The organism is Pseudoalteromonas sp. CO342X, assembly GCF_004208915.1.
GTDB lineage: Bacteria > Pseudomonadota > Gammaproteobacteria > Enterobacterales > Alteromonadaceae > Pseudoalteromonas > Pseudoalteromonas maricaloris.
The window spans coordinates 62,215-82,410 of the sequence record NZ_SGPH01000010.1; the positions used below are offsets into that span (position 1 = coordinate 62,215).

General features: G+C 42.0%; 17 protein-coding genes and 1 tRNA gene. 10 read left to right on the forward strand and 8 right to left on the reverse strand.

The features are described from left to right. Positions 1-42: 42 nt before the first annotated feature. The gene (locus EXT47_RS02300) at positions 43-423 is read right to left on the reverse strand and encodes a hypothetical protein (protein ID WP_201435436.1); all 381 of its coding nucleotides are present in this window, start codon (positions 421-423) and stop codon (positions 43-45) included. A 478-nt stretch (positions 424-901) separates the two neighbouring features. Further along, positions 902-1,489 carry a hypothetical protein gene (locus EXT47_RS02305; protein WP_130125806.1) on the reverse strand — a complete coding sequence of 196 codons (588 nt, stop codon included), beginning with the start codon at positions 1,487-1,489 and terminating at the stop codon, positions 902-904. A gap of 1,047 nt (positions 1,490-2,536) precedes the next feature. On the opposite strand from EXT47_RS02305, the gene EXT47_RS02310 reads away from it, so the two are divergent. From EXT47_RS02310 to rimI, 3 genes are all read left to right on the forward strand, one after another. After that, positions 2,537-2,613 (forward strand) — tRNA-Trp (locus EXT47_RS02310). Between the two features lie 64 nt (positions 2,614-2,677). Further along, a complete protein-coding gene (locus tag EXT47_RS02315; RefSeq protein ID WP_130125807.1) occupies positions 2,678-2,974 on the forward strand; it encodes a hypothetical protein in 297 nt (98 codons plus the stop codon). After that, complete coding sequence (rimI, locus tag EXT47_RS02320) at positions 2,964-3,410, forward strand: ribosomal protein S18-alanine N-acetyltransferase (RefSeq protein WP_130125808.1); 447 nt, start codon at positions 2,964-2,966, stop codon at positions 3,408-3,410. Before EXT47_RS02315 ends, rimI begins: the two co-directional genes overlap by 11 nt. Here rimI and EXT47_RS02325 read toward each other — a convergent pair. The 3 genes from EXT47_RS02325 to EXT47_RS02335 all read right to left on the reverse strand — a co-directional run bounded on the left by EXT47_RS02325 (position 3,402) and on the right by EXT47_RS02335 (position 10,757). Continuing rightward, positions 3,402-6,083 (reverse strand): ATP-binding protein, encoded by a 2,682-nt coding sequence (locus tag EXT47_RS02325; RefSeq protein WP_130125809.1) that lies wholly within the window; start codon positions 6,081-6,083, stop codon positions 3,402-3,404. The genes rimI and EXT47_RS02325 overlap by 9 nt on opposite strands. A 184-nt stretch (positions 6,084-6,267) precedes the next feature. Then, positions 6,268-9,192 (reverse strand): TonB-dependent receptor, encoded by a 2,925-nt coding sequence (locus tag EXT47_RS02330; protein WP_039493947.1) that lies wholly within the window; start codon positions 9,190-9,192, stop codon positions 6,268-6,270. 464 nt (positions 9,193-9,656) lie between these two features. Further along, entirely contained in the window at positions 9,657-10,757 is a 1,101-nt protein-coding gene (locus EXT47_RS02335) for a tRNA nucleotidyltransferase (RefSeq protein WP_130125810.1), read from the reverse strand. A gap of 90 nt (positions 10,758-10,847) precedes the next feature. Here EXT47_RS02335 and EXT47_RS02340 point away from each other — a divergent pair, with 90 nt between their 5' ends. Both EXT47_RS02340 and EXT47_RS02345 read left to right on the forward strand, forming a co-directional pair. Next, complete coding sequence (locus EXT47_RS02340) at positions 10,848-11,762, forward strand: ExeA family protein (protein ID WP_130125811.1); 915 nt, start codon at positions 10,848-10,850, stop codon at positions 11,760-11,762. A gap of 8 nt (positions 11,763-11,770) precedes the next feature. Beyond that, positions 11,771-12,754, forward strand: coding sequence for a general secretion pathway protein GspB (locus tag EXT47_RS02345; RefSeq protein ID WP_130125812.1), 984 nt, complete (start codon positions 11,771-11,773; stop codon positions 12,752-12,754). 2 nt (positions 12,755-12,756) lie between these two features. On the opposite strand, the gene EXT47_RS02350 is transcribed toward EXT47_RS02345, so the two are convergent. Continuing rightward, entirely contained in the window at positions 12,757-13,968 is a 1,212-nt protein-coding gene (locus tag EXT47_RS02350; protein WP_130125813.1) for an HD-GYP domain-containing protein, read from the reverse strand. A gap of 128 nt (positions 13,969-14,096) precedes the next feature. Between EXT47_RS02350 and EXT47_RS02355 the strand changes: the two genes are divergently transcribed. Beyond that, entirely contained in the window at positions 14,097-15,410 is a 1,314-nt protein-coding gene (locus tag EXT47_RS02355) for a M20 family metallopeptidase (protein ID WP_130125814.1), read from the forward strand. A gap of 61 nt (positions 15,411-15,471) precedes the next feature. Here the strand turns inward: EXT47_RS02355 and EXT47_RS02360 are convergent, their stop codons facing one another. Further along, positions 15,472-16,812 (reverse strand): peptidoglycan DD-metalloendopeptidase family protein, encoded by a 1,341-nt coding sequence (locus tag EXT47_RS02360; protein ID WP_010374659.1) that lies wholly within the window; start codon positions 16,810-16,812, stop codon positions 15,472-15,474. 151 nt (positions 16,813-16,963) lie between these two features. On the opposite strand from EXT47_RS02360, the gene tyrS reads away from it, so the two are divergent. Both tyrS and EXT47_RS02370 read left to right on the forward strand, forming a co-directional pair. Further along, entirely contained in the window at positions 16,964-18,163 is a 1,200-nt protein-coding gene (gene tyrS, locus EXT47_RS02365) for a tyrosine--tRNA ligase (protein WP_017216498.1), read from the forward strand. 308 nt (positions 18,164-18,471) lie between these two features. Next, positions 18,472-18,723, forward strand: a complete 252-nt coding sequence (locus EXT47_RS02370) for a DUF1289 domain-containing protein (protein ID WP_017216497.1) — start codon at positions 18,472-18,474, stop codon at positions 18,721-18,723. On the opposite strand, the gene EXT47_RS02375 is transcribed toward EXT47_RS02370, so the two are convergent. Then, positions 18,707-19,396 carry a hypothetical protein gene (locus EXT47_RS02375; protein WP_226899230.1) on the reverse strand — a complete coding sequence of 230 codons (690 nt, stop codon included), beginning with the start codon at positions 19,394-19,396 and terminating at the stop codon, positions 18,707-18,709. The two genes, EXT47_RS02370 and EXT47_RS02375, sit on opposite strands and share 17 nt — an antisense overlap. Positions 19,397-19,566: 170 nt before the next feature. On the opposite strand from EXT47_RS02375, the gene EXT47_RS02380 reads away from it, so the two are divergent. Beyond that, a complete protein-coding gene (locus tag EXT47_RS02380) occupies positions 19,567-19,770 on the forward strand; it encodes a DUF3283 family protein (RefSeq protein WP_010374667.1) in 204 nt (67 codons plus the stop codon). Beyond that, positions 19,770-20,195, forward strand: coding sequence for a GNAT family N-acetyltransferase (locus EXT47_RS02385; RefSeq protein WP_039493935.1), 426 nt, complete (start codon positions 19,770-19,772; stop codon positions 20,193-20,195). Before EXT47_RS02380 ends, EXT47_RS02385 begins: the two co-directional genes overlap by 1 nt. Position 20,196: the final 1 nt, after the last annotated feature.

A 20,196-nucleotide genomic window follows, 5' to 3' on the forward strand; every position in this document is an offset into this window, starting at 1 on the left:
GAGGGCTAGATACCCTCGGCTACCCGATTAGGGAATATGTTACTACGCATGCTTAAGAATACCCGTACGCCACAGCAAAAATGCTGAGCCTAAACAAAAACCGAAAAACAATGTCTGAAGCTGCAATGACCAAGCATCCAAAATAACGCCTAGCGAGTAATAGGCGATAGAATTAACCACGACATTGCTAAACATAATTGCTAGCGTAAGCAAAATCCCTTGCAACCGATACTTGAGTAGTAAAAAAACAGCTAGTAAATCCAAAACGCCTAACGCGGACCAGTAGATATTTAGCCATAACGGCGCAAATTTGTATGGTAGTAAACCAAAATAAACATTATCGAAAACGTGTGTAGCACCACCAACAATTAAACACGCGCACCAAATACCAAGGATGATTTTTACCACAGGTCTAACTTCCATATTCCCTAACAATTTAGTATTTATGCGACACGCAGTTTGTGTTGCATAATCGCTTGTTGGACTGAGCCGCTACCCGCTCGATGTTGTCAGAGTTGGTGTTATTTATGCTAAGGGAATTTGCTTTTTGGAGGCTCTCATTTTCCTAGCTAGTGTAATCAGCTTAGCTAGTGTTATGTAAGCTTTCCCTGCATCGCTCAGCGCTTATTATGTCTTCATTACACCTAAATCTGCCTTAATAAGCAATTATATTTTTTACGCGCGCTAGCAAAGCGTCCATATATGTCACTTATTTTTCTTTATGAGTCGCAATAAGAGATCCTCAATATGTGTTTGCCGTAAACGATTTAACGGCTAACCGACATAACGAAGTTGAACAGGTTTAAGCGTTGCCAATACAAATTAGCTGCTTAAAAGCAGCTAAAAAGAATCGTTATGCTTACTTGACCGGATAAGGTTCATATGTGTTATGTTCAATTTATTAAAATATGTCTATTTCGTGATAGAAAGAAAGGGTAACTATATACATAACAACAGAGACTAAAGCTAAAATGTATTTTTTAGAATTAGTCATTATTCCTGAGGAATTGAAGTTTAAAATAATTAATGGATACAAAAGAAATAAGCTTAATAAAATATTTTTCAAATAAGCATAGAATAAAATCATTATAACTTGGTCAGTAACCCCATAATTAGCAACTAAACTAACAGATACAGAGGTTGAAACAGCCAACATGACAGAAATCAATCCTATCAAGAAATTCGTAGTTGGGATCACGATACGATTTTCAAAAAACTGATTTACCCCTTCTTTTATTTGTGTTGATTTAATTAACCCTAAAACTAGCACTACAAATGATAATAAAAAAATACTCTTACCAGCTTCATGTTCTGTCATTATGTCACTAACATGTTTAGTTATGCTTGCACCAAATATCGTTTCTTTTAAGTCATAAAAGCTAGTTACGTAGGCGAGTAATAATAACGATACAAGAAACACGATAAATAAAGTGATAGCCCCACCTAAATCTAAACCAGTATCTTTTTCATATCTTTTTACAAACTGCACTATAAACCTCGACTTTGAACATAACAATCTTAATCTACGAGCGATTGGGTCGTTTTTCTGCCGTGAACCGTCTCGAGTTTCTACCTAAGAAATTTTTATCATAATGGATAACTTATTGCTACAAATAGCTTTCTGCCTTTGCAGCTAAAGTTACTTGAGGACGAAAAGAACCCAATCGCTCGTTTTCCTGACTATACGAGAAACTTGTAAATGGACAGCCGAAAATAGATAAGGAGAAGATCTGCTTTTCGCTCGATTGAGACCTTAACTCTAACTCATTTTGGGGCAGAAGCGTGTTTTGGGTTTTAGCAACAGGAGTCAGTACCGCTTACACTGACCCGATATTGAGGTGGCGTCACTTGCTCGAGGATTTACTCGGCTTTAGGCTTGGAGTGTTTCCTGGAGTTTTTTTGTTGTCACGTCGACGTTGATCTGGCTTGCCAGTCGATTTGGCTTTTGGTTTTGGTCCTGGTTTCAAACCCATGATTTGATCCTTTTATTTAACGAGGTTATTCCTCGTTGTGTGAGCTTTGAGCAGTATTGATGGTTTTCAAGGTGTGTATGAAAAACAATCAAAAAAATATCCTCTAAGTTCTCTGCTGATAATTCTCGGTTTGACAAGCCACTTAAAATGTATGGTGACCAGTTGGAGGCACAAGATGGATAGAATTACCTCGGGTCCGAGAATGTTTACTACCGAAGAGATACAAGAGCTTCGTCGTGATATGGCAGAGTCCTCAGCTTGGGTCAAAGCTGAACTAAAGCCTCGACGATCAGTAAAAAATCAAAAAAAGTTCTGCGCATGGTATAGGTGATGGTATCGAGAACAGCTAGCTTTCTAACTAGCTGCTATGTAGAGATATATTTTCTTCTTGTTGATCTTCGAGTGGGAATATAATGGCTCTAAAATGAGTTAGCACTCGGCTTAAGAAAAGGGCGAATATGATAAATATTCGCCATTTTGCTTGTTTTAGAAGCAGTTGAATCAAAAAAGTGATTTTTTCACTTTACCTTTCAAAAAAGCGCTTTATAATGCGTCGACATTGCAGGGGCGTAGTTCCAATTGGTAGAACAGCGGTCTCCAAAACCGATGGTTGCGGGTTCGAGTCCTGCCGCCCCTGCCACTTCTTATTTTGCACTTCGCATTTTTTCAAAGTAAACTTCCTTAAAAAATTAAACTGCTTAGCCATGAATCCGATTTACGCAGATATTCTTGATATTGTACCGCTAAAGCTAAATTCTACATTTGCACACCTTGACCCTAACGCTGTTGTTGCTACTGCTGCGAATGAGCTTCAGCAAGTAGATTTACCGACTGTTTTGTTGCAGGACTTTGAATTGGTCATGGGTAAAAAAATTGAGGTTGTCATGGGCAACACGATTGCACTTGAGGATAACCAATTGAGTTTGCCAAGTGCACAACTAAGTACGGCTCAAAAGCGTGAGTTGTGGCAATTAATCTGGAGTCAACAAGATGCAAGTTAAGCTAGGTGGTTTACTACAATTTCCACTTAATGAGATTATGCAAGTAGAACAAGCCTGTCATGCTTTTCCTTGGAGTGAGAAAACCATGCAGTCTTGCCTTCACGGTCGTTACTTTAATACGGCTATTATCGATGGTAATACGCTGGTGGGCTTCTACGTTGCAGAGCGTGCGGGCCCAGACTTAACCTTGATGGATATTTGTATTCGTCCTAATTATCAAGGTAAGGGCTACGCGAAGCCATTAATGGAAGATTTATTAGCGCAAGCAGAGGCTTTGCAGGCAGAAAATATCTTTCTTGAAGTTAGAGCGTCAAACACTGCAGCAATCGCGTTATATCATCGCTATGGTTTTGTCGAAATGGGCTTGAGAAAAAACTACTACCCAAGCACTCATGGCCATGAAGATGCAATGCTCATGGCTTTACCATTAGCCTAAGTGACTATTATCCGTTGGCTGGTCTATTGATAGGGTATAGCGCATAGCCTCAGTGAGCTTAAGCAAATAGTAATGGCGATTACTGTTTTGTGTTTTTTGCAAACTGGTTTCTAGTTCCCCTGCGGCTTCATGAATATTCATAAAGCCAAAGCAACCCGCGCTGCCTTTGATACTATGTGCCAGTGCCCTTAAAGATTCCCATTCTTGTTTATCGTAAAGCTTTTGCAGCTCAGCTAGCTGTGACGGTAGCTTTTCGACATAATTACGACTTATTTGTAAGAACTTTTCGGTTTTTAATAAGGCATCCCATGAAGAGGACTTGTCATTTTGAAGTTCAAGGTACTCTAGTAGCAATTTACCTAGCAATTCTTTATCTATCGGCTTGCCAAGAGTGGCATCACACCCTGCTTTAATATGGTTGTCTATGTCGTGTTTCATTACGTTGGCGGTAAGCGCGATGATTGGTCCATCATAGGCGGCATGTCTGAGCATTTGCGTTGCTTCTTCACCACCCATGACAGGCATTTGCATATCCATTAAGATCAGTTGATAGTCTTCAACCAGCGCCATCTCAACCGCTTCAGCACCGTTATTAGCAATATCAGGAACTATGCCCCAGTTAGACAGTAGCAGCGTAATAAGCTCTTGGTTATCGGGGTTGTCTTCCGCAACAAGCACTTTGGCATCAAGCTCTTTTACCGCCGCAATATGGGTTTTACTGTTATCCGGTTGTTTTGGTCGCTCAAGTGCGTTTAGCCAAGAGTAAGAGCGCTCTTTGAAATTACCAGAGACCTCAACAGAAAATAAGCTTCCTGTGCCTTGTTGGCTTTGAACATGCACGTCACCACCAAGCAGTTGTGCTAAATTCTTTGAAATACAAAGGCCAAGCCCTGTGCCACCGAAGCGTCGAGTTGTTGTTGTGTCGGCTTGCTCAAAAGGCTTAAATGCGCGCTCTAGCTCATTTTGTGACATGCCAATTCCGGTGTCTTTGATGCTAAAGATAAACTTTTCAGATTCTGGTCTAAACTCCACCTTTAAATGAACGCCACCGTACTCAGTAAATTTCACCGCGTTTGTTGCGATGTTAAGCAAGATTTGTTTTAAGCGAGTAATGTCGGTGTAAAGCTTGTCAGGCAAGGGTAGAATAAATTCTGTGGAAAAGTTCAGTAGTTTTTCATTCGTCATCGGCTCAATGATGGATTCAATATCATTGATGAGTGGCATTACCAAGACCTCTGATTCTTCCACATCCAGCTTTTCAGCCTCAATTTTCGAAAGGTCTAAGATATTATTGATAAGTTCTAAAAGGTGTTTAGAGTTTCTTAAAATTGTGTCTAGGTGCTGTTTTGAGGTCGGAGAATTAGGATGCTGTATAAGCTGCTCGGTAAACCCCATAATAGCGGTCAGCGGGGTACGTATCTCATGACTCATGTTAGCTAAAAAGCGGCTTTTAAGCTGGTTTGCCTGCTCGGCTTCTACAATAGCAACTTCTAGCTTGCTATTGGTTTCTTCTAATTCTTTGGTTCTGTCTTCAACTTTTTCTTCCAAGTGCTCTTTGTAATCCTCAAGCTCTCGCTGAAAGGTACGAATTTGGCCGATCATATGGTTGAAATCTCGGAAAAGGATGCCAACTTCGTCACTGTTATGCTCCGGTAGCGCCACCATTAGGTCACCATCTCCGACTCTATGGCTCGCTTCTCCCAGTAATTCTATGGGGTTGAGCAACAGGTTGCGGACCACGATAAAAATCAAAATTGGCAATGTAACGACAGATAGAATAACGATCAATGCTGTGATCAGACTAATAGTTTTACCAGAGCGGTAAAGTAGCGACTTAGGGATCGTTGAAATATAAAAGTAGCCTCCGCTTAGTTGCGCGCTGTAGGTCATCCTTTCCACATTATCAATACTATGAATAACGGTAGAGTCTAGTTGGCCAAGGTCAGCAATATAGCCAATTTCTTCTATTTCACTGGCACTTAAGTAGTGGCCAATGAGGTTCGTATCTGAGCTGAATAACACTTCACCATCAATGCTCACTAATAGGTTTAGCGTATTGTCGTACGGTGCTTCGAGAATACTGGTACTTAAAAGAGAAGGGGAGACTTGTACGACGATATAACCTTGTTGTCTAGGTTGCTTGAGTTCGTAATCTACGCTGTATATTTGCTGGACAAAATACAGCTGTGTACCTGCGCTGGAGGCAACCATAAATTGATGTTGGCGCAAGTTACTTTGCATGATCTGTTTGGCGAAAGGGTAGAGGTTTGGCGCTTCGCCCAAGTTACTGGAATAAAATGCGGAGCTTCTGCCATTGGGAGATAAAAGATTGATGCTGATAATATCTGGGTAGGCTTCACTATAACTGGCAAATACATCCATCAGTGCACCTAAACGTTTGGTTTTTTCCATCCTTTCAAGGTTGGCCGAATTAAGAAAGTCACTAAGTACTGGAGAGGTTGAGAGCAGTTTTGTTGTTGACTGGTAGATCTCAATATAATTGAACATCTTCTGCTGTTGTTGTTCAACGAAACGACTAACAATGAGCTTGGCTTGTTTTTGCGTTGAGCTAGTTACATTCGTGAGCGTAAATCCGCCAAGAAACAGCAAGGGTAATATCACAAGCGGGGTGATATACCAAAGGAGTCGAATACTTAACTTGCTTGTTTTCATGGATAACTAGCTGCCTTGCTACACGAAATCTTAATGACAATAAAATTAACATGAGTATTAAATCATAAGCGGGGAGAGGTGAATACTCAAGTTTGTCCAATTGCGTTGAAAATACGATAAAAGGTGGGGGCTAAATAAAAAAGCCTCCAAAAAGGAGGCTTTCGGATCGAAATTTTACAGCAGATTAGAAGTTATACTTCATACCTAGTGATAGACGACGACCTTTAACATCGAAGAATTCACCATCATCGTATGTATACGGTGTACGAGGTGGCTCTTTATCAAATACGTTATTTACACCAACACGTAGTTGTAGATCTTCAACCAAGTTAGTTTTATACATGAAATCTACAGTAGTGTAAGAAGAAACCTCATTGAAGTTGTTATCTTCAGGTGTCCACTCGTTATCTTCAACAGTGCTGTGGCGATAGTTTACTGTTACTACGTATGCAGAATCATCATGCGTGTATAGCGCGCTGAAACGGCCTTTCCAGCGTGGTGCGTCATCCGTTTCACCCATGTAGTTACGGAAGTCTTCCGCACGGCCTGTTGAGTTTTGGTTATCTTCAATCAAATAAGTCGCAGTTAGTTTAAGTGCAAACTCACCGTTTAATGCGTCAAATTTGTATGCAGATTCAAAGTCCATGCCTTTTTTGGTGATTTGTGCAGCGTTAATTGGACGCGAGTAGTAGTTTTCAATTTCACCAGTATCTTTGTTACGAACAAAGTTACCACAGAAAGGGTTGTCTAAAGAAGACGCTTCGTAACAAAGCTTAATACTGTCACGACCAAAGTATTCAATTGCACCATCAATTTCAAATGACCAGTAATCAACAGTAAGATCCAAGCCTTCAACAAACTCTGGCGTGTAAATTACACCGATAGTGTAGTCATTAGATACTTCGTTTTTCAGCTCAGTATTACCTTGAATGTAACCAGGTAAACTACCACCAGATAACCATTCATCAGAAGGCATCCAACCAGCAGCTAGACCAGCAGCTTGACAGTTGTTGATGATGTTATCTCTGTACTTGTAGTCACTGCTTAACTCTGCAATTGAATCTGCGCGACAAATGTCTGCACGGCCTGAGCTGTAAGTTTTAGAGTTTGGAGTAAACAGGTCACCTAGGTTTGGCGCACGTACCGATTTAGAACGGTTTACACGTACACGTAGTTCGTCAGTCACACCCCAGTTTAGTGCAAGTTTCCAAGCATCGTCACCACCTGTTACAGAGTAATCCATGTAACGGTATGCGCCTTCAAAAGTAAGGTCAGTAGCTAGGAACTCATCCATCAGTAGCGGTACAGAAACCTCTGCTGAGAATTCTTTAACTTCGATTTCGCCATCCATAGGTAGGCTTGAGTTACCTTTAATAAGGCCCTGTTCCATGTTTTCAGATGGACGGATCTTAGCAACTTCACGGCGGTGCTCAGCTGTAAACGCTGCACTTACGTAACCTGCAGGTAATTCAAATAATACACCATCAACCGTTGCACCAAATACTGCTTGGTCGTGTCTTGCAAAACGAGTTGCAGTCGTTGAAATGTAACCTAGTTGTTCCTGAGTTGCGCTTGTTGCACCCATTGGGTTGAATGGTACACAACCTTCACGTGCACCAGTCACGTTACCGTCAGCATCACGGGTAGCACACACAACTTGACCATCGATTAATACAGAGTCAATCGCATTAGCTAGGTTGTTTTTATAAACTTCACCAGTCCACAGCGTGTCTTGTTCGATACGACCGAATTGGAAGTATGTGCTGTAGCTCCAGTCATCGTTAATGATGCCTTCCGCACCAATTGATGAACGGAATACTTCACGCTCTTGGTTGTACTTACGGTCACCCCATAAGTTTTCGTTTGCTTGATAAAGTGTTACAGAGTCTAGACCTGCGTCATCCATCACTTTACCCATGGCATCGTTTACAAATGCGCTATCGCGACGGATTGTGTGTGAGAAGAATGCAGGGCTACTTTCAGTCGTTGCTTCTGTCTTAGAATAAGTCGCATCAAATGTTAGTGCATGTTCATCATTCAGCTCATAAGTACCGTAAAGAGTACCGATCATTCGTTCAAGAGGTGTGCGGAAATAATCTTTATAACCGTGTCTGAAGATAGCATCACCAGGGTTTGCTTCGTCGTACGTGTAACGGCCAGCAGCACGCTTTGAAATAGCTGGGTTAGGATCATCAATTAGACCAAGACCGTAATCGAATGGACGCATTGTACCGTCTTCATCGAAAGTGAAGTGGTGGTTCTCAAACGCTTCACGTGTCTTTGTACCAGTCCAAGCAAAGAAGTCACCACGCTCTGAGTAATAGCCAAGTGCTGTTGGGTGATTAAACTCGATATCAGCAGGAATACCGTCACTACCACCTGTATTTGCAGGGTTAGAGATAGATCTCATGCCGCGCTTGAAGAAGTCACGGTCTAGTTTCGCGTAGCTTTCATTTTTGGTGTAGTTTAAAGAGGTAATGAAAGATAGCTTTTCTAGTTCTTGGCCACCTGTAATAGAGAAGAAATATTCCTCACCACCGCTTTGCTCAGGCTTTACTGTAGACACATCAACTTCTACACCATCGAATGACTTTTTCGTGATGATGTTTACAACACCAGCTACAGCGTCAGCACCGTATACTGCTGCTGCACCACCTGTTGCGATTTCTACGCGCTCAATGATAGAGGTAGGGATGTTGTTTAAATCTACAGCAGTATCACCAACAGAGCCTGGTACAAAACGACGACCATTAACTAGTACCAATGTACGCTCTGAACCTAAACCACGTAGGTCAGTTGTATTTAAGCCTGATGCATAGATATAGCTAGTAGTATTCTCTGGAGATAGGCCAACTGTTGCTTGAGGCATTTCAGCTAAAAGGTCATTTACGTTTGTGATGCCTTGGTTTTCAAGCTCCACACCACCGATAACGGTAACTGGAGTCGGCGAAGTTAGGTTTACACGTTTAATTCGAGAACCTGTAACTTGAATACGCTCTACTGATTTTGCTTCTGTCTGTTCGTTTGCAACAGCTACTGAACTACTTACGGCACCAGCCACTAAAGCAACTTGGATACCTGCGGTAACTAGATTTAACTTCTTCAACATTTTGACCCTTATTTACTTTGTTTATAACGACGGTCAACTCTTTCCATACATTTGAAAGAGGAGATATCGCAATATAGGTGCAGCGTTTTTACCATAAACAATTGTTAAATATGGCTTTTGTCTAAATGTGTATGATGTTTATAAAAGGTGTAATATGTGATTTTGCTGTTCCTGTTTTGATTTTATTCTTATTAATCATGTGGTTGCGCTGAGTCTTTGTGTCATCTTTTATTTACGGTTAGTGAGTGTTTACAAATGCTGTTATTGTTTTGAAAACAATAATTTTATATTTGATAGGAATGGTATAAGTTTTAGCGGTAATTTTGAGCGTATTTGTAGCTGTATTTGTAATTTTTATGTAGTATTTGCTGTGTTAAAAATGAGCGTTTGATATTTTGGAGATCATTTTTGTGGGAACTTTTAAAGATAGGCTGAAAATCAACCTATCTTTTCACGGTAGATGGCTAGTTTTGTATAGCTTTTAGGCGTCTGAGTTTGAGCTGTTCTTGAATAACCTTTCCCTGATAGCCTTTTGCAATGATCTCTTGTACGTCTATGTTGCGAGTTGCTAAAAAGTTCTGTGTAAGTTTGTCACAAAGCACGCGGAAATTATCACTTACCTTGCTACAAATATAACAAAAACGCGCTAATTTCTCAGGTCTGCGCCATGCGTCAATATTTTGTAATATAATAAGCCAATCCTCCGGTGTTTTATTTTCCTTGCTCAATAAATCGAGATTTGTGATGAGCTCTTTGCTGCTTTCTATGTAACTATTAGGTACTTTGAATCGTTTTGCTTGCGCTAACTGAACCAAGCTAGTACCCGAAAAGTAACAGGCAAGGCTGAATTGTGCTAACCCATCCAGCTCATCATTCTTTTCAAGTCTAGAGAGTGCGCTTTGGAATTTGTCATAGGCTGCTTCATCCCATGTTGGGATATATGGAGTGACATCATCAAGCGCACTGAGCCTCCAAATGGTATGTAGAAAGTGCCCCAAACCTTTATCTTGGATTGTCTTTTCTATTTCTAGCCAAATACGCTCTTTGGTTAAGGTTTTTAATTCACCGTTAGCAACCATGGTTTGCATAAGGTGCCAAGTTTCAGCGGCAATGGTGAAGTTGTATTCTTTATAGCGAGCTGCAAAGCGCGCTACTCGCAGCACTCTAAGTGGATCTTCACTAAAAGCACTGCTCACATGGCGTAATATTCTGCTTTCTAAATCTTTTTGACCACCATAGGGGTCGATAAGTGAACCATCATCATCTTTAGCAATTGCATTAACGGTAAGATCTCGGCGAAGTAAATCTTCTTCCAGTGTGATTTCTGGGCCGAAGTCGCAAATAAATCCGGTATATCCTTGACCACTCTTACGCTCAGTGCGCGCAAGTGCGTGCTCATCTTTGGTCGTTGGATGTAAAAACACAGGAAAATCATTACCAACCTGCTGATAACCCAGTTTGCTCATTTGCTCAAGAGTGCTGCCAACGACGACATAATCTCTTTCTTTTATTGGGCGTCCTAGCAGTTCGTCTCTAACTGCACCGCCGACGAGGTAGATTTTCATTTTCTATGTTCCATTTTCTGCGATTCGAGGTTTTATCTTGAACCGGATTTTGCCATTATAGAGCGCATCATAACAATAAAGAGACAAGTCGTGTATTTACGCTATTTTGGGTTAACTGAAAAACCCTTTTCGATTGCTCCAAATCCTGAATTTTTATTCCTTAGCGAACGTCACAAGGAAGCACTTGCACATTTAACCTATGGGTTGGGTGACGCGGGCGGTTTTGTGCTACTGACAGGTGAAGTGGGAACGGGCAAAACCACAGTAACACGCAGCATGTTGGCTCAATTACCTGAATCAACGAAGGTTGCTTTTATACTTAATCCATCACTATCAGAGCTTGAACTGCTTGCGACGATTTGTGATGAGTTGGAAATTGACTATGACAGCAACAACGCCACGTTAAAATCGCTTACCGATGTGATTAAGCATAGATTGTTAGAGAACCATCATAGTGGTGGTCATACTATGTTGATCATTGATGAAGCTCAGCATCTAGCACCAGAGGTACTTGAACAGCTTAGGCTGTTGACTAATCTGGAAACAGATCATAAAAAATTGCTACAAATTGTATTGGTAGGTCAGCCAGAGCTACAGCATTTGTTACAGCGCAACGAGCTACGTCAATTAGCACAGAGGATCACTGCGCGTTATCACTTGCTACCACTTAGCGAATCGCAAGTGTTTGCTTATATACAGCACCGACTGCAAAAAGCAGGTTGTCAGCAAGCGTTGTTCCACCACGATGCGGTAGCTTATGTACATCAAGTGACAGCTGGGATCCCAAGATTGATAAACTTGTTGGCCGACAGATGTTTATTAGGTGCTTACTCGGCATCGCAAACTCAGGTAACGAAAGCAATCGCTGTTCAAGCTGCAAAAGAGGCGCTACCCACTAATTTAGTGCCAGTTGCAAGCCAAGAAAAAAATCGCGTGCCTTTATTGTTTACGGCTTGGCTTGGTGTGTTATTTGTTGCAGGCTTTGGCTTGGCAAAGTTGGTGTAGAGGGAAACATGTCGTATTTAACAAGTGCAATGAAACAGTCGCAACAAGGCGCAGATGCAGAGCAGGATTATTTGAGTCAACGTCAAGACGCCCAACTCATTTTCTATAAAAAGCTCGTTACCTATGCCGGTGCGGGTCTCTTGTCTCTGTCTTCACTTGGGGCGGGCTATTATATTGGTAAGATAACGACCCCCGCGGAAGTGCAACCAGCAGCAACGTCTAAAGTGGAGCCGAAAAAAGAAGAGCAAGCTGAGCTTTCTACAGATCTTGCGGTGGAGAATAATCAGCAGGTGAAAAAGGCTAATGTTGCTAGTCAAGAAGTGAGTATACCAACCACTACTTCAGCGACAAACAACACTGTTAATCCTAATCTAGCGGCGCAAACTGCTGAGCCTGAGCAGCATTTCCAGTGGGTGTCTGTGCAAATTGGTGTTGATAACCAAGGCAAGCCTTTATATCAACAACAATTGGTACCGGTAGATTCTGTTAAAGCTGTAGCAGTTGTTCCAGCCCCTGTCCCTACATCGGATGCCATTCAACCTAACCGGGTTACTCAAGACTCATCTCCCGGAGAAATCCAAACGGCTGGTGAATATGCGGGTTATCGCGTATTTGGTGCTAAGCCAAAACCGCAAGATGATGAACTTGCTGGTGTATCAGAAGAACTTAAAAAAGCCTTTGCTGAGGCGGTAAAAGAAACGGCACCGCATGAAGAGCCTGAGGTGCTTTCTACGACTAAGGACTCTGCTTCAGCTACGCCCATCGCGCTGCTGCCTGCCCAATTGCAAAATAGTATTCCAAGCTTACGTTATCAAGCGCATATTTATGCTACCGACTCGCATGAGCGGTGGATAAAAATAAACAATAGACCTTTATATGAGGGGGATAGTCTAGGTGCTTTGACCGTTGTAGAAATTACACCAGAGCAAACACGTTTTGATTTCGATGGTATTGAATTCAGTCTCGAGGCAATGGAGGACTGGCTGCCTTAATATCAAGGCAGCATTGAGTGTTTAAAAAACCGAATAAGATCAAGTTTGAATTCTTCAGGCTTGATCGCTGACTCTAGCTCATCGTTTGCTTTTTTCGCGCTTAAATCGATATCCTGAACTTCAATGTAATGCATGTGCTTAGCGTGATAAAACACTTTAACTATGGGTTTTAGCGGTGTTTTGGGATTGCTTTGGGCAATAACCCCGACCTTACCACTAGTGAGTTTTACTAGGGTGCCCACAGGGTATACGCCAATACAAGCAATAAACCGGCTTAGGAGTTGTTCGTCAAAATGGTGAGGGCAGCCTTCACGCATTAACTTAAAAGCTTTAATTGGTGTCATACCTTCTTTGTAGACGCGCTCGGCGGTCAATGCGTCATACACATCTACAATAGCGGCCATTCTCACATGCTGTGGTAGTTCGTCAGCGGTTTTGCCATAAGGATACCCAGTGCCATCTAGGCGCTCGTGGTGATAACCCGCAATTTCGCATGCAACTCGTCCAAGACCCGCATTGAGCAAAATATCAAAGCTATATTTTGCGTGTGATTTCATAATGCCGTATTCATCTAAGCTCAACTTTCCTGGCTTATGTAAAATATCGTCGGGAATTTCTATCTTACCAATGTCATGGAGTAGCGCCCCTGTGGTCATCTCTTCGGTTAATTCTCTAGAGTAGCCAAGGTGCTTACAGAAAATAGCCATTAAGATAGAAACATTAATAGAGTGCTCCAATAAATAGGCGTCTTTTTCTCTGATCCGAGCAATGCAGGAAAGCGCATCTTGATTGCGAAATACGGAGTCAATAAAGCCGCTCGCTGTTGCTTTAAAAGCCTCTATTTCTATCGTTTTACCTGCTTTAATATCCGCAAACGCTTTGCTTTGAATTGCCTTTGCTTCGTCGTAAAGTGTCACTGCGTGTTGCATTTCTGCGTCAACACTGCACTTGGTTTGCCAAGGATCATGCTCTGGTTTATGCGGCTCTTCTATATTTTCATCATGAGGAGGTTCATCGTGAGGGTCGTGTTCTGAAAGGCGCTTACTGGGATCAACCGTTACCTCTAAAACACCACTCTTTTGTAGCTTTGTAATGCTTGTTTTCGTTCTCACCCAGCCCTTGGTTTTAATCGCAACTGAGCCTGTCTGCTTTGTCACACCGACAACAAACATACCTGGCTCTAAATCACTGATATTAATATTAATCTCTGGCATGAGGATTCCTTTAGTTGTGTCTTTAAGCGTAGCAAAGCTTGGTAAAATAGAAAGGATTAAAATATAAATATGATTGATTTTCCCCCAATAAACCCGCATCCTGAAAGAAACAAAAAGGAGTCTATCTTATGCGCTTATCTCCCTTGGCATTAGGTCTCATTGCCACTTTGTCTTGGCATGCGAATGCCAATTTGAAACAACAAGTTGCAGAGTCTATGCCTGAACTTGAATCTTTGTACCTACATTTACATCAAAACCCTGAGCTTTCGTATAAAGAAGAAAAAACAGCAGGGCGTTTGGCGGATGAAATGCGCAGACTTGGTTATGACGTGACTGAAAATGTGGGTGGCTTTGGTGTTGTTGGCATGCTGAAAAACGGTGATGGTCCAACGGTGATGATCCGAGCCGATACTGATGGTTTGCCAATTATTGAAGAAACAGGAAAGTCGTACGCGTCAAAAGTTAAAGTGAAAGATGATGCGGGGAATTTGGTTGGTGTGATGCACGGTTGTGGTCACGACATCCATATGACCAGTTTAATCGGTACAGCAAAACAGCTAATGGCTAATAAGGAAAAGTGGCAAGGTACATTGATGTTAGTTGCTCAACCCGCTGAAGAAGTGGGTGGCGGCGCAAAAGCCATGTTAAAGGAAGGGCTATATACTCAATTTGCTAAACCCGATCATGTTATTGGTTTGCATGTAAGTGCTGCGGTTCCTGCCGGTAAAGTGGCGATTGCACCGGGTTATGCATTGGCTAATGTTGACTCAGTTGACATCATTGTCAAGGGTAAAGGGGGGCATGGAGCCTATCCACATACTACCATCGACCCTGTGGTACTGGCCTCGCGGATTGTTTTGGGGCTACAGACCATTACATCACGAGAGATCTCTCCGTTAGAGCCGTCGGTGATCACAGTAGGCTCTATTCACGGTGGCTCTAAGCACAACATTATTTCAAACGAAGTGAAACTACAATTGACGCTACGTTCTTATAATCCGGATGTACGTGAGCAACAAATTGCGGCGATCAAACGCCTGACTGCAGGCATTGCACACAGTGCTGGGTTGGAGGACAGTCTTGTGCCTGAGGTTATCGTTCATGAAAGCGAAAGCATTCCATCTACGTATAATAATCCGGAGTTGGCTGAGTTTGTAGCTAGCGCTATTAAGCAGGAAATTGGTGCAGAAAATGTTGAGCAATCTCAGCCTGTGATGGCTGGTGAAGACTTCGGCTTATATGGCCGTACTGATGACAATGTACCAATTACCATTTTTTGGCTAGGTGGTGTTAATCAAGCGGTATTCGATGCGGCACAAAAAAGCGGTGAGCCTTTACCTTCATTGCATTCTAGTAAATTTGCGCCAGATTATCCTATTGCCATCGCAACTGGAGTAAGAGCGATGAGCAATAGTGCACTTGCTTTGTTTAATCAAAAATAAGCTTTATCTAGCATTTTTATCTCGCATAGTAAAAAGGTAGCCTCGGCTACCTTTTTAGTTTTTAGTCTTTATTTGCTGCTGCAAGCATTAACTCTCTATTGCGCTCTAGTTTTACCAGCATCGCATCTGCAATGGGTTTGAATTTAGCGAGCTCAGACTGAGGTAATGGCTCAGACTTCGGCAGTTTTACCGTTTTAGGATTTCGGTGTACGCCGTTCACCAAAAACTCATAATGAAGGTGAGGACCTGTCACACGGCCAGTTGAGCCGACAGTACCAATTTTCTGTCCTTGCTTCACTTTTTGACCTGTCTTCACTGCACGTTTATTCAAGTGTAAGTACTTAGTCACATACTTGCTACCGTGCTGAATAAACACATAGTTACCATTGAGTTTATTGTAACCAGACTTAAGGACCTTACCGTTACCAGAGGAAACCACCGGCGTGCCTACGCGTGCCGCATAGTCTATACCATTGTGAGACGATACTCGGCCAGTCACAGGGTGAAGACGACGCGGGTTGAAGCTGGAGCTGATATATTTGAAGTTAACCGGTGCTCTTAAGAAGGCTTTTTTCATGCTACGGCCTTCAGGAGTATAGAACTCGTCATCAGTATGACGAACCGCGCTGTAACGCTCGCCTTGGTTGATAAATTCGGCAGCAATAATTTTACCATTACCGATTTCTTCACCGTCTACATAGTGCTTTTCAAATACTAATGCGAAAGAGTCGCCCTTACGAATATCGTTTGCAAAGTCGACATCCCAACCAAAAATATCGGCGAAGTTCATTATTTGACGTTCGCTAAGGCCCGCTGAAATACCGGCGCTCCAGAAGCTGGAACTGATCTCGCCACCCGCTGATTTTTCGCGACTTTCGATTTCTTTGCTTTCGATTTTGGTTTCGTAACTACCCTCGTCGTTTAGGGTGACCAATAAGGTATCCGTTTTTGACAAGATGTATTTTAATTGAGCTAATTCACCACCATCATTGCTAGCAAAGCTAAGCACTTCTCCCGGGTGGATTTTAGTCAGCTTACGGGTTTCTGCGTTGGTATTGACCAGATTGTGTAACGTTTTGGCAGAATAACCTGCGCGTTTAAAAATCACGGCTAGGCTGTCGCCAGACTTAACTTCGTGGTCTTTAAATTCAAATACAGGTTGCTTAGGGGCAGACTCAGGCGTGATGACTGGCGCTGCATCTAATTCAGTAAGTTGCTCTGTTTTTTCTGATATTTTTACCGGCAACTCGTAACGTTTCCCAACTTCTAAAGCTTTTCCGTCATTGTCTTTTGAAGCTGTTGCTTTTTCAGAGGGGATCAGGGCAATTCCGACCATCGCAGATAGGAAGCCGATGATGAGCACTTTGTGCTTTTTGGGGAGCTTATGAACCACATGAACCATAATGCGCCTTTTCTGCTGTCAAGAATTATTGTAGATAATATTGCAGGATATACGTAATAAACCCGTAATACCAGCGTTTTGTGCATTTAAACTCGGATAAATATAGGCTAGAATCGAGCGATTACAAGTTATAGCTGTTGGAGTGAGAATAGTGGATTTAGAAACTGCATTTGCAGAGATTAGCCGTGGTGCAGAAGAAATTCTGTTGCAAGATGAATTAAAAGAAAAGCTGAAGTCAGGTAAAAAACTACGTATTAAAGCGGGTTTCGATCCAACAGCACCTGATTTGCATTTAGGCCACACGGTGCTAATCAATAAAATGAAAACCTTTCAAGACTTAGGCCATGAGGTGATTTTCTTGATTGGTGATTTCACCGGTATGATTGGCGACCCAACGGGCAAAAATGTAACTCGTAAGCCACTCACTCGTGAAGATGTACTGGCAAATGCAGAAACATACAAAGAACAGGTTTTCAAAATCCTTGATCCTGCCAAAACCACCGTTGCATTCAACTCAGAATGGATGGAAAAATTAGGCACGGCCGGTATGATCAAGCTTGCTGCACGTCAAACTGTGGCGCGTATGCTTGAGCGTGACGACTTTAAAAAGCGTTATGCAAATGGCCAAGCAATCGCAATCCACGAATTTTTATATCCGCTAGTTCAAGGTTGGGACTCGGTTGCACTAGAGGCGGATGTTGAGCTGGGTGGCACCGATCAGCGCTTTAACCTATTAATGGGTCGTGAGCTACAAAAAGACGAAGGGCAAAAGCCGCAAACTGTACTGATGATGCCGTTACTTGAAGGCACCGACGGCGTACAGAAAATGTCTAAGTCACTAGGTAACTACATCGGTATTACTGATGCACCAAACGACATGTTCGGTAAAGTGATGTCGATTTCTGACGATTTAATGTGGCGTTACTACGAGTTGCTAAGTGCGAAAACATTGGATGATATCGCTGCACTTAAAGAAGAAGTTGCAGGCGGCCGTAACCCTCGTGACATTAAGATTGAATTTGCAAAAGAAATGATTGCTCGATTCCACAGTGAAGCTGACGCTGAAGCGGCACATCAAGACTTTATCAAGCGTTTCCAAAAAAATGCCTTACCTGATGAGATCCCTGAAGTCACCGTAACTATTGAGGGCGAAAGCACGTTTATCACTAACTTGCTAAAAGAAGCGGGTTTAGTGGCAAGTACTTCAGAGGCGATGCGCATGATCAAGCAAGGCGCAGTAAAACTTAACGGCGAAGACAAAGTAACAGATACTAAATTAGAAGTTACTAAAGGTTCTTGCGAAATCTACCAAGTAGGTAAGCGCAAGTTTGCGAAAGTAACGGTAAACTAAATTAGTTTGCCTACACTTCATTTTAAAAAAGGCTAGGCTACCGAGTGACTAGCCTTTTTAATTTGAGATATAAAAAGCGCGGTTATCGCTCTTTTTCAAGACAAGTGAATTCCCGCTTCAATTTCGCCTATTCCCACGCAAACTTTCTTCTTAATTAAGCTGCAAAAATCGCCTTCAGATGTTGGTTGATTTTGATCATGAACGTTATTTGAGTGTTGTTGAATGCAAGCAAGCTTATCAGAATTACACCTTGGCAGAGTTTACCCTAGCCAGTATGCTTAGGTTAGGGTTAATGGTGTAGCGCATACATGGAACAAATTGAGATATTCGAGATCCCAAGTCCGTGTAAGGGGATCTGTCAGGTAAATAATCGCGGTTATTGTAAAGGTTGCTATCGCAGTCGCGAGGAGCGCTTTGAGTGGAATAATTTGAATAACGAGCAAAAGCGTAAAGTTATCTCGTTGTGTCAGCAACGTTATAAAAGGTACCTGCAACGAAAGTCAAAATCAGAGCATATGGATGATGATCAAAAAGGGGAAAACTTCAAATTTGATATTTAGCTTTAAGCATTTTTATTATTCCTTGTCGCTCAAACTCCTCTAATTTTGCTTTGATAAGTGGGACTAGTTGTTCGTTACGCTTATGTACAAAGTGGAAACTTTCAACGACGGCTAAATTTTTTATCTGCAATGTTTCTTCATTTATGTTCTTTAGATGTGGCTTTAAGTGAAAGTCGAGTATCAATGCGCCTTCAACCTGTTTCTGCATGACTAAGTTAAGCTGTGCCACCGCGCTTTTAACGCCAATAACATAGGCTGTGGTATGGTGTTCAGCCAAATAAGTTGTTGCGACGGGATAGCCGCTGCGGACCGTTAATGATTTGATTTCGTTAAGCTCGCAGTGAGCACATAGGGTGAATAACTGTAAATTAAACTGAAATAAGGGATAGTCAATACGGCGCAGGTTTGGATACTCATTCTCCACACTGGCAACTCGAGCTAGCTGTCCGTCTAAGTTTCCTGCGTTGGCTGCAATTAAAGAGCCTTTATGATTAAACTCCTCAAGGCGTAACTCTATTCCGAGAGATTGATAAACCATTTCCATCAGCTCTATCACATAGAGCGCTTGTGGAGTTTGCGGTGGTTTATTGAAGCGCATAACTTTTGGCAGTTCATTAGTAGCGTGTGCAACAGTTGAAATAATCATTAGTAAACACAGTAATACGGCTTTCAATCCAACTCCTTCGGCGGGTCACTCAGCGATTTTTATGCATTTAAGTATACATAATTTTTACAATAAAGGGCACGCTATCGCGCTTTAATCAAAACTAGATTTTGCTGCAATAGACAGACAGCCTTGTGATACAATTGAGCTTTCCTTTGCTTAAAATTGAATGATGCGTAATGAGCTATAACCTGTGTTTACTACCTAGACAAGAAAAATACCAAATTCAACTTGAGTATGAGGCGTCGTTTTGGGCCTACCAAATAAAACGAGGCAAAAAAAGTAGAGAAGCGATTTATGACACCATCAATCAAAGGCCGTTGTCTGAACAGGACACGCTAAAGCAAAAGTTTGAGTATTACCTGAGTCTAATGCTTGCTTGATGCTGACAATTGAATTGCTCCCAGCCGTAATGACGCCGCTTGTGAATAAGTTTTATGCAGCAAACAAAGCGCGGGGGCGAGCAGCAAAACACGACAAAGTGTGGGTTGCAAAAAATAGCAATGAAATTATCGCGGCTTGTCGTTTGCAACCGGTAGACGGATATTGGTTGCTGGTGGGCGTTTATGTTGCATCACAACATAGAAAACAAGGCATTGCGAAGAAACTAATTGAAACTGTGATTGCACAGTTTCGTAGTCAGCAGCCACAGCAGATAATTTATACTTTTGCTTACTGTCATCTTCATGACTTTTACAGCGCACTTGGGTTTCAAAGCAATTCACGAGAGCTACCACCTGAACTTGCTTCTCGCTTATCTAGTTATCTTGGACAAAATCGTCAACTCGTGGCAATGTATTACGTCTAGT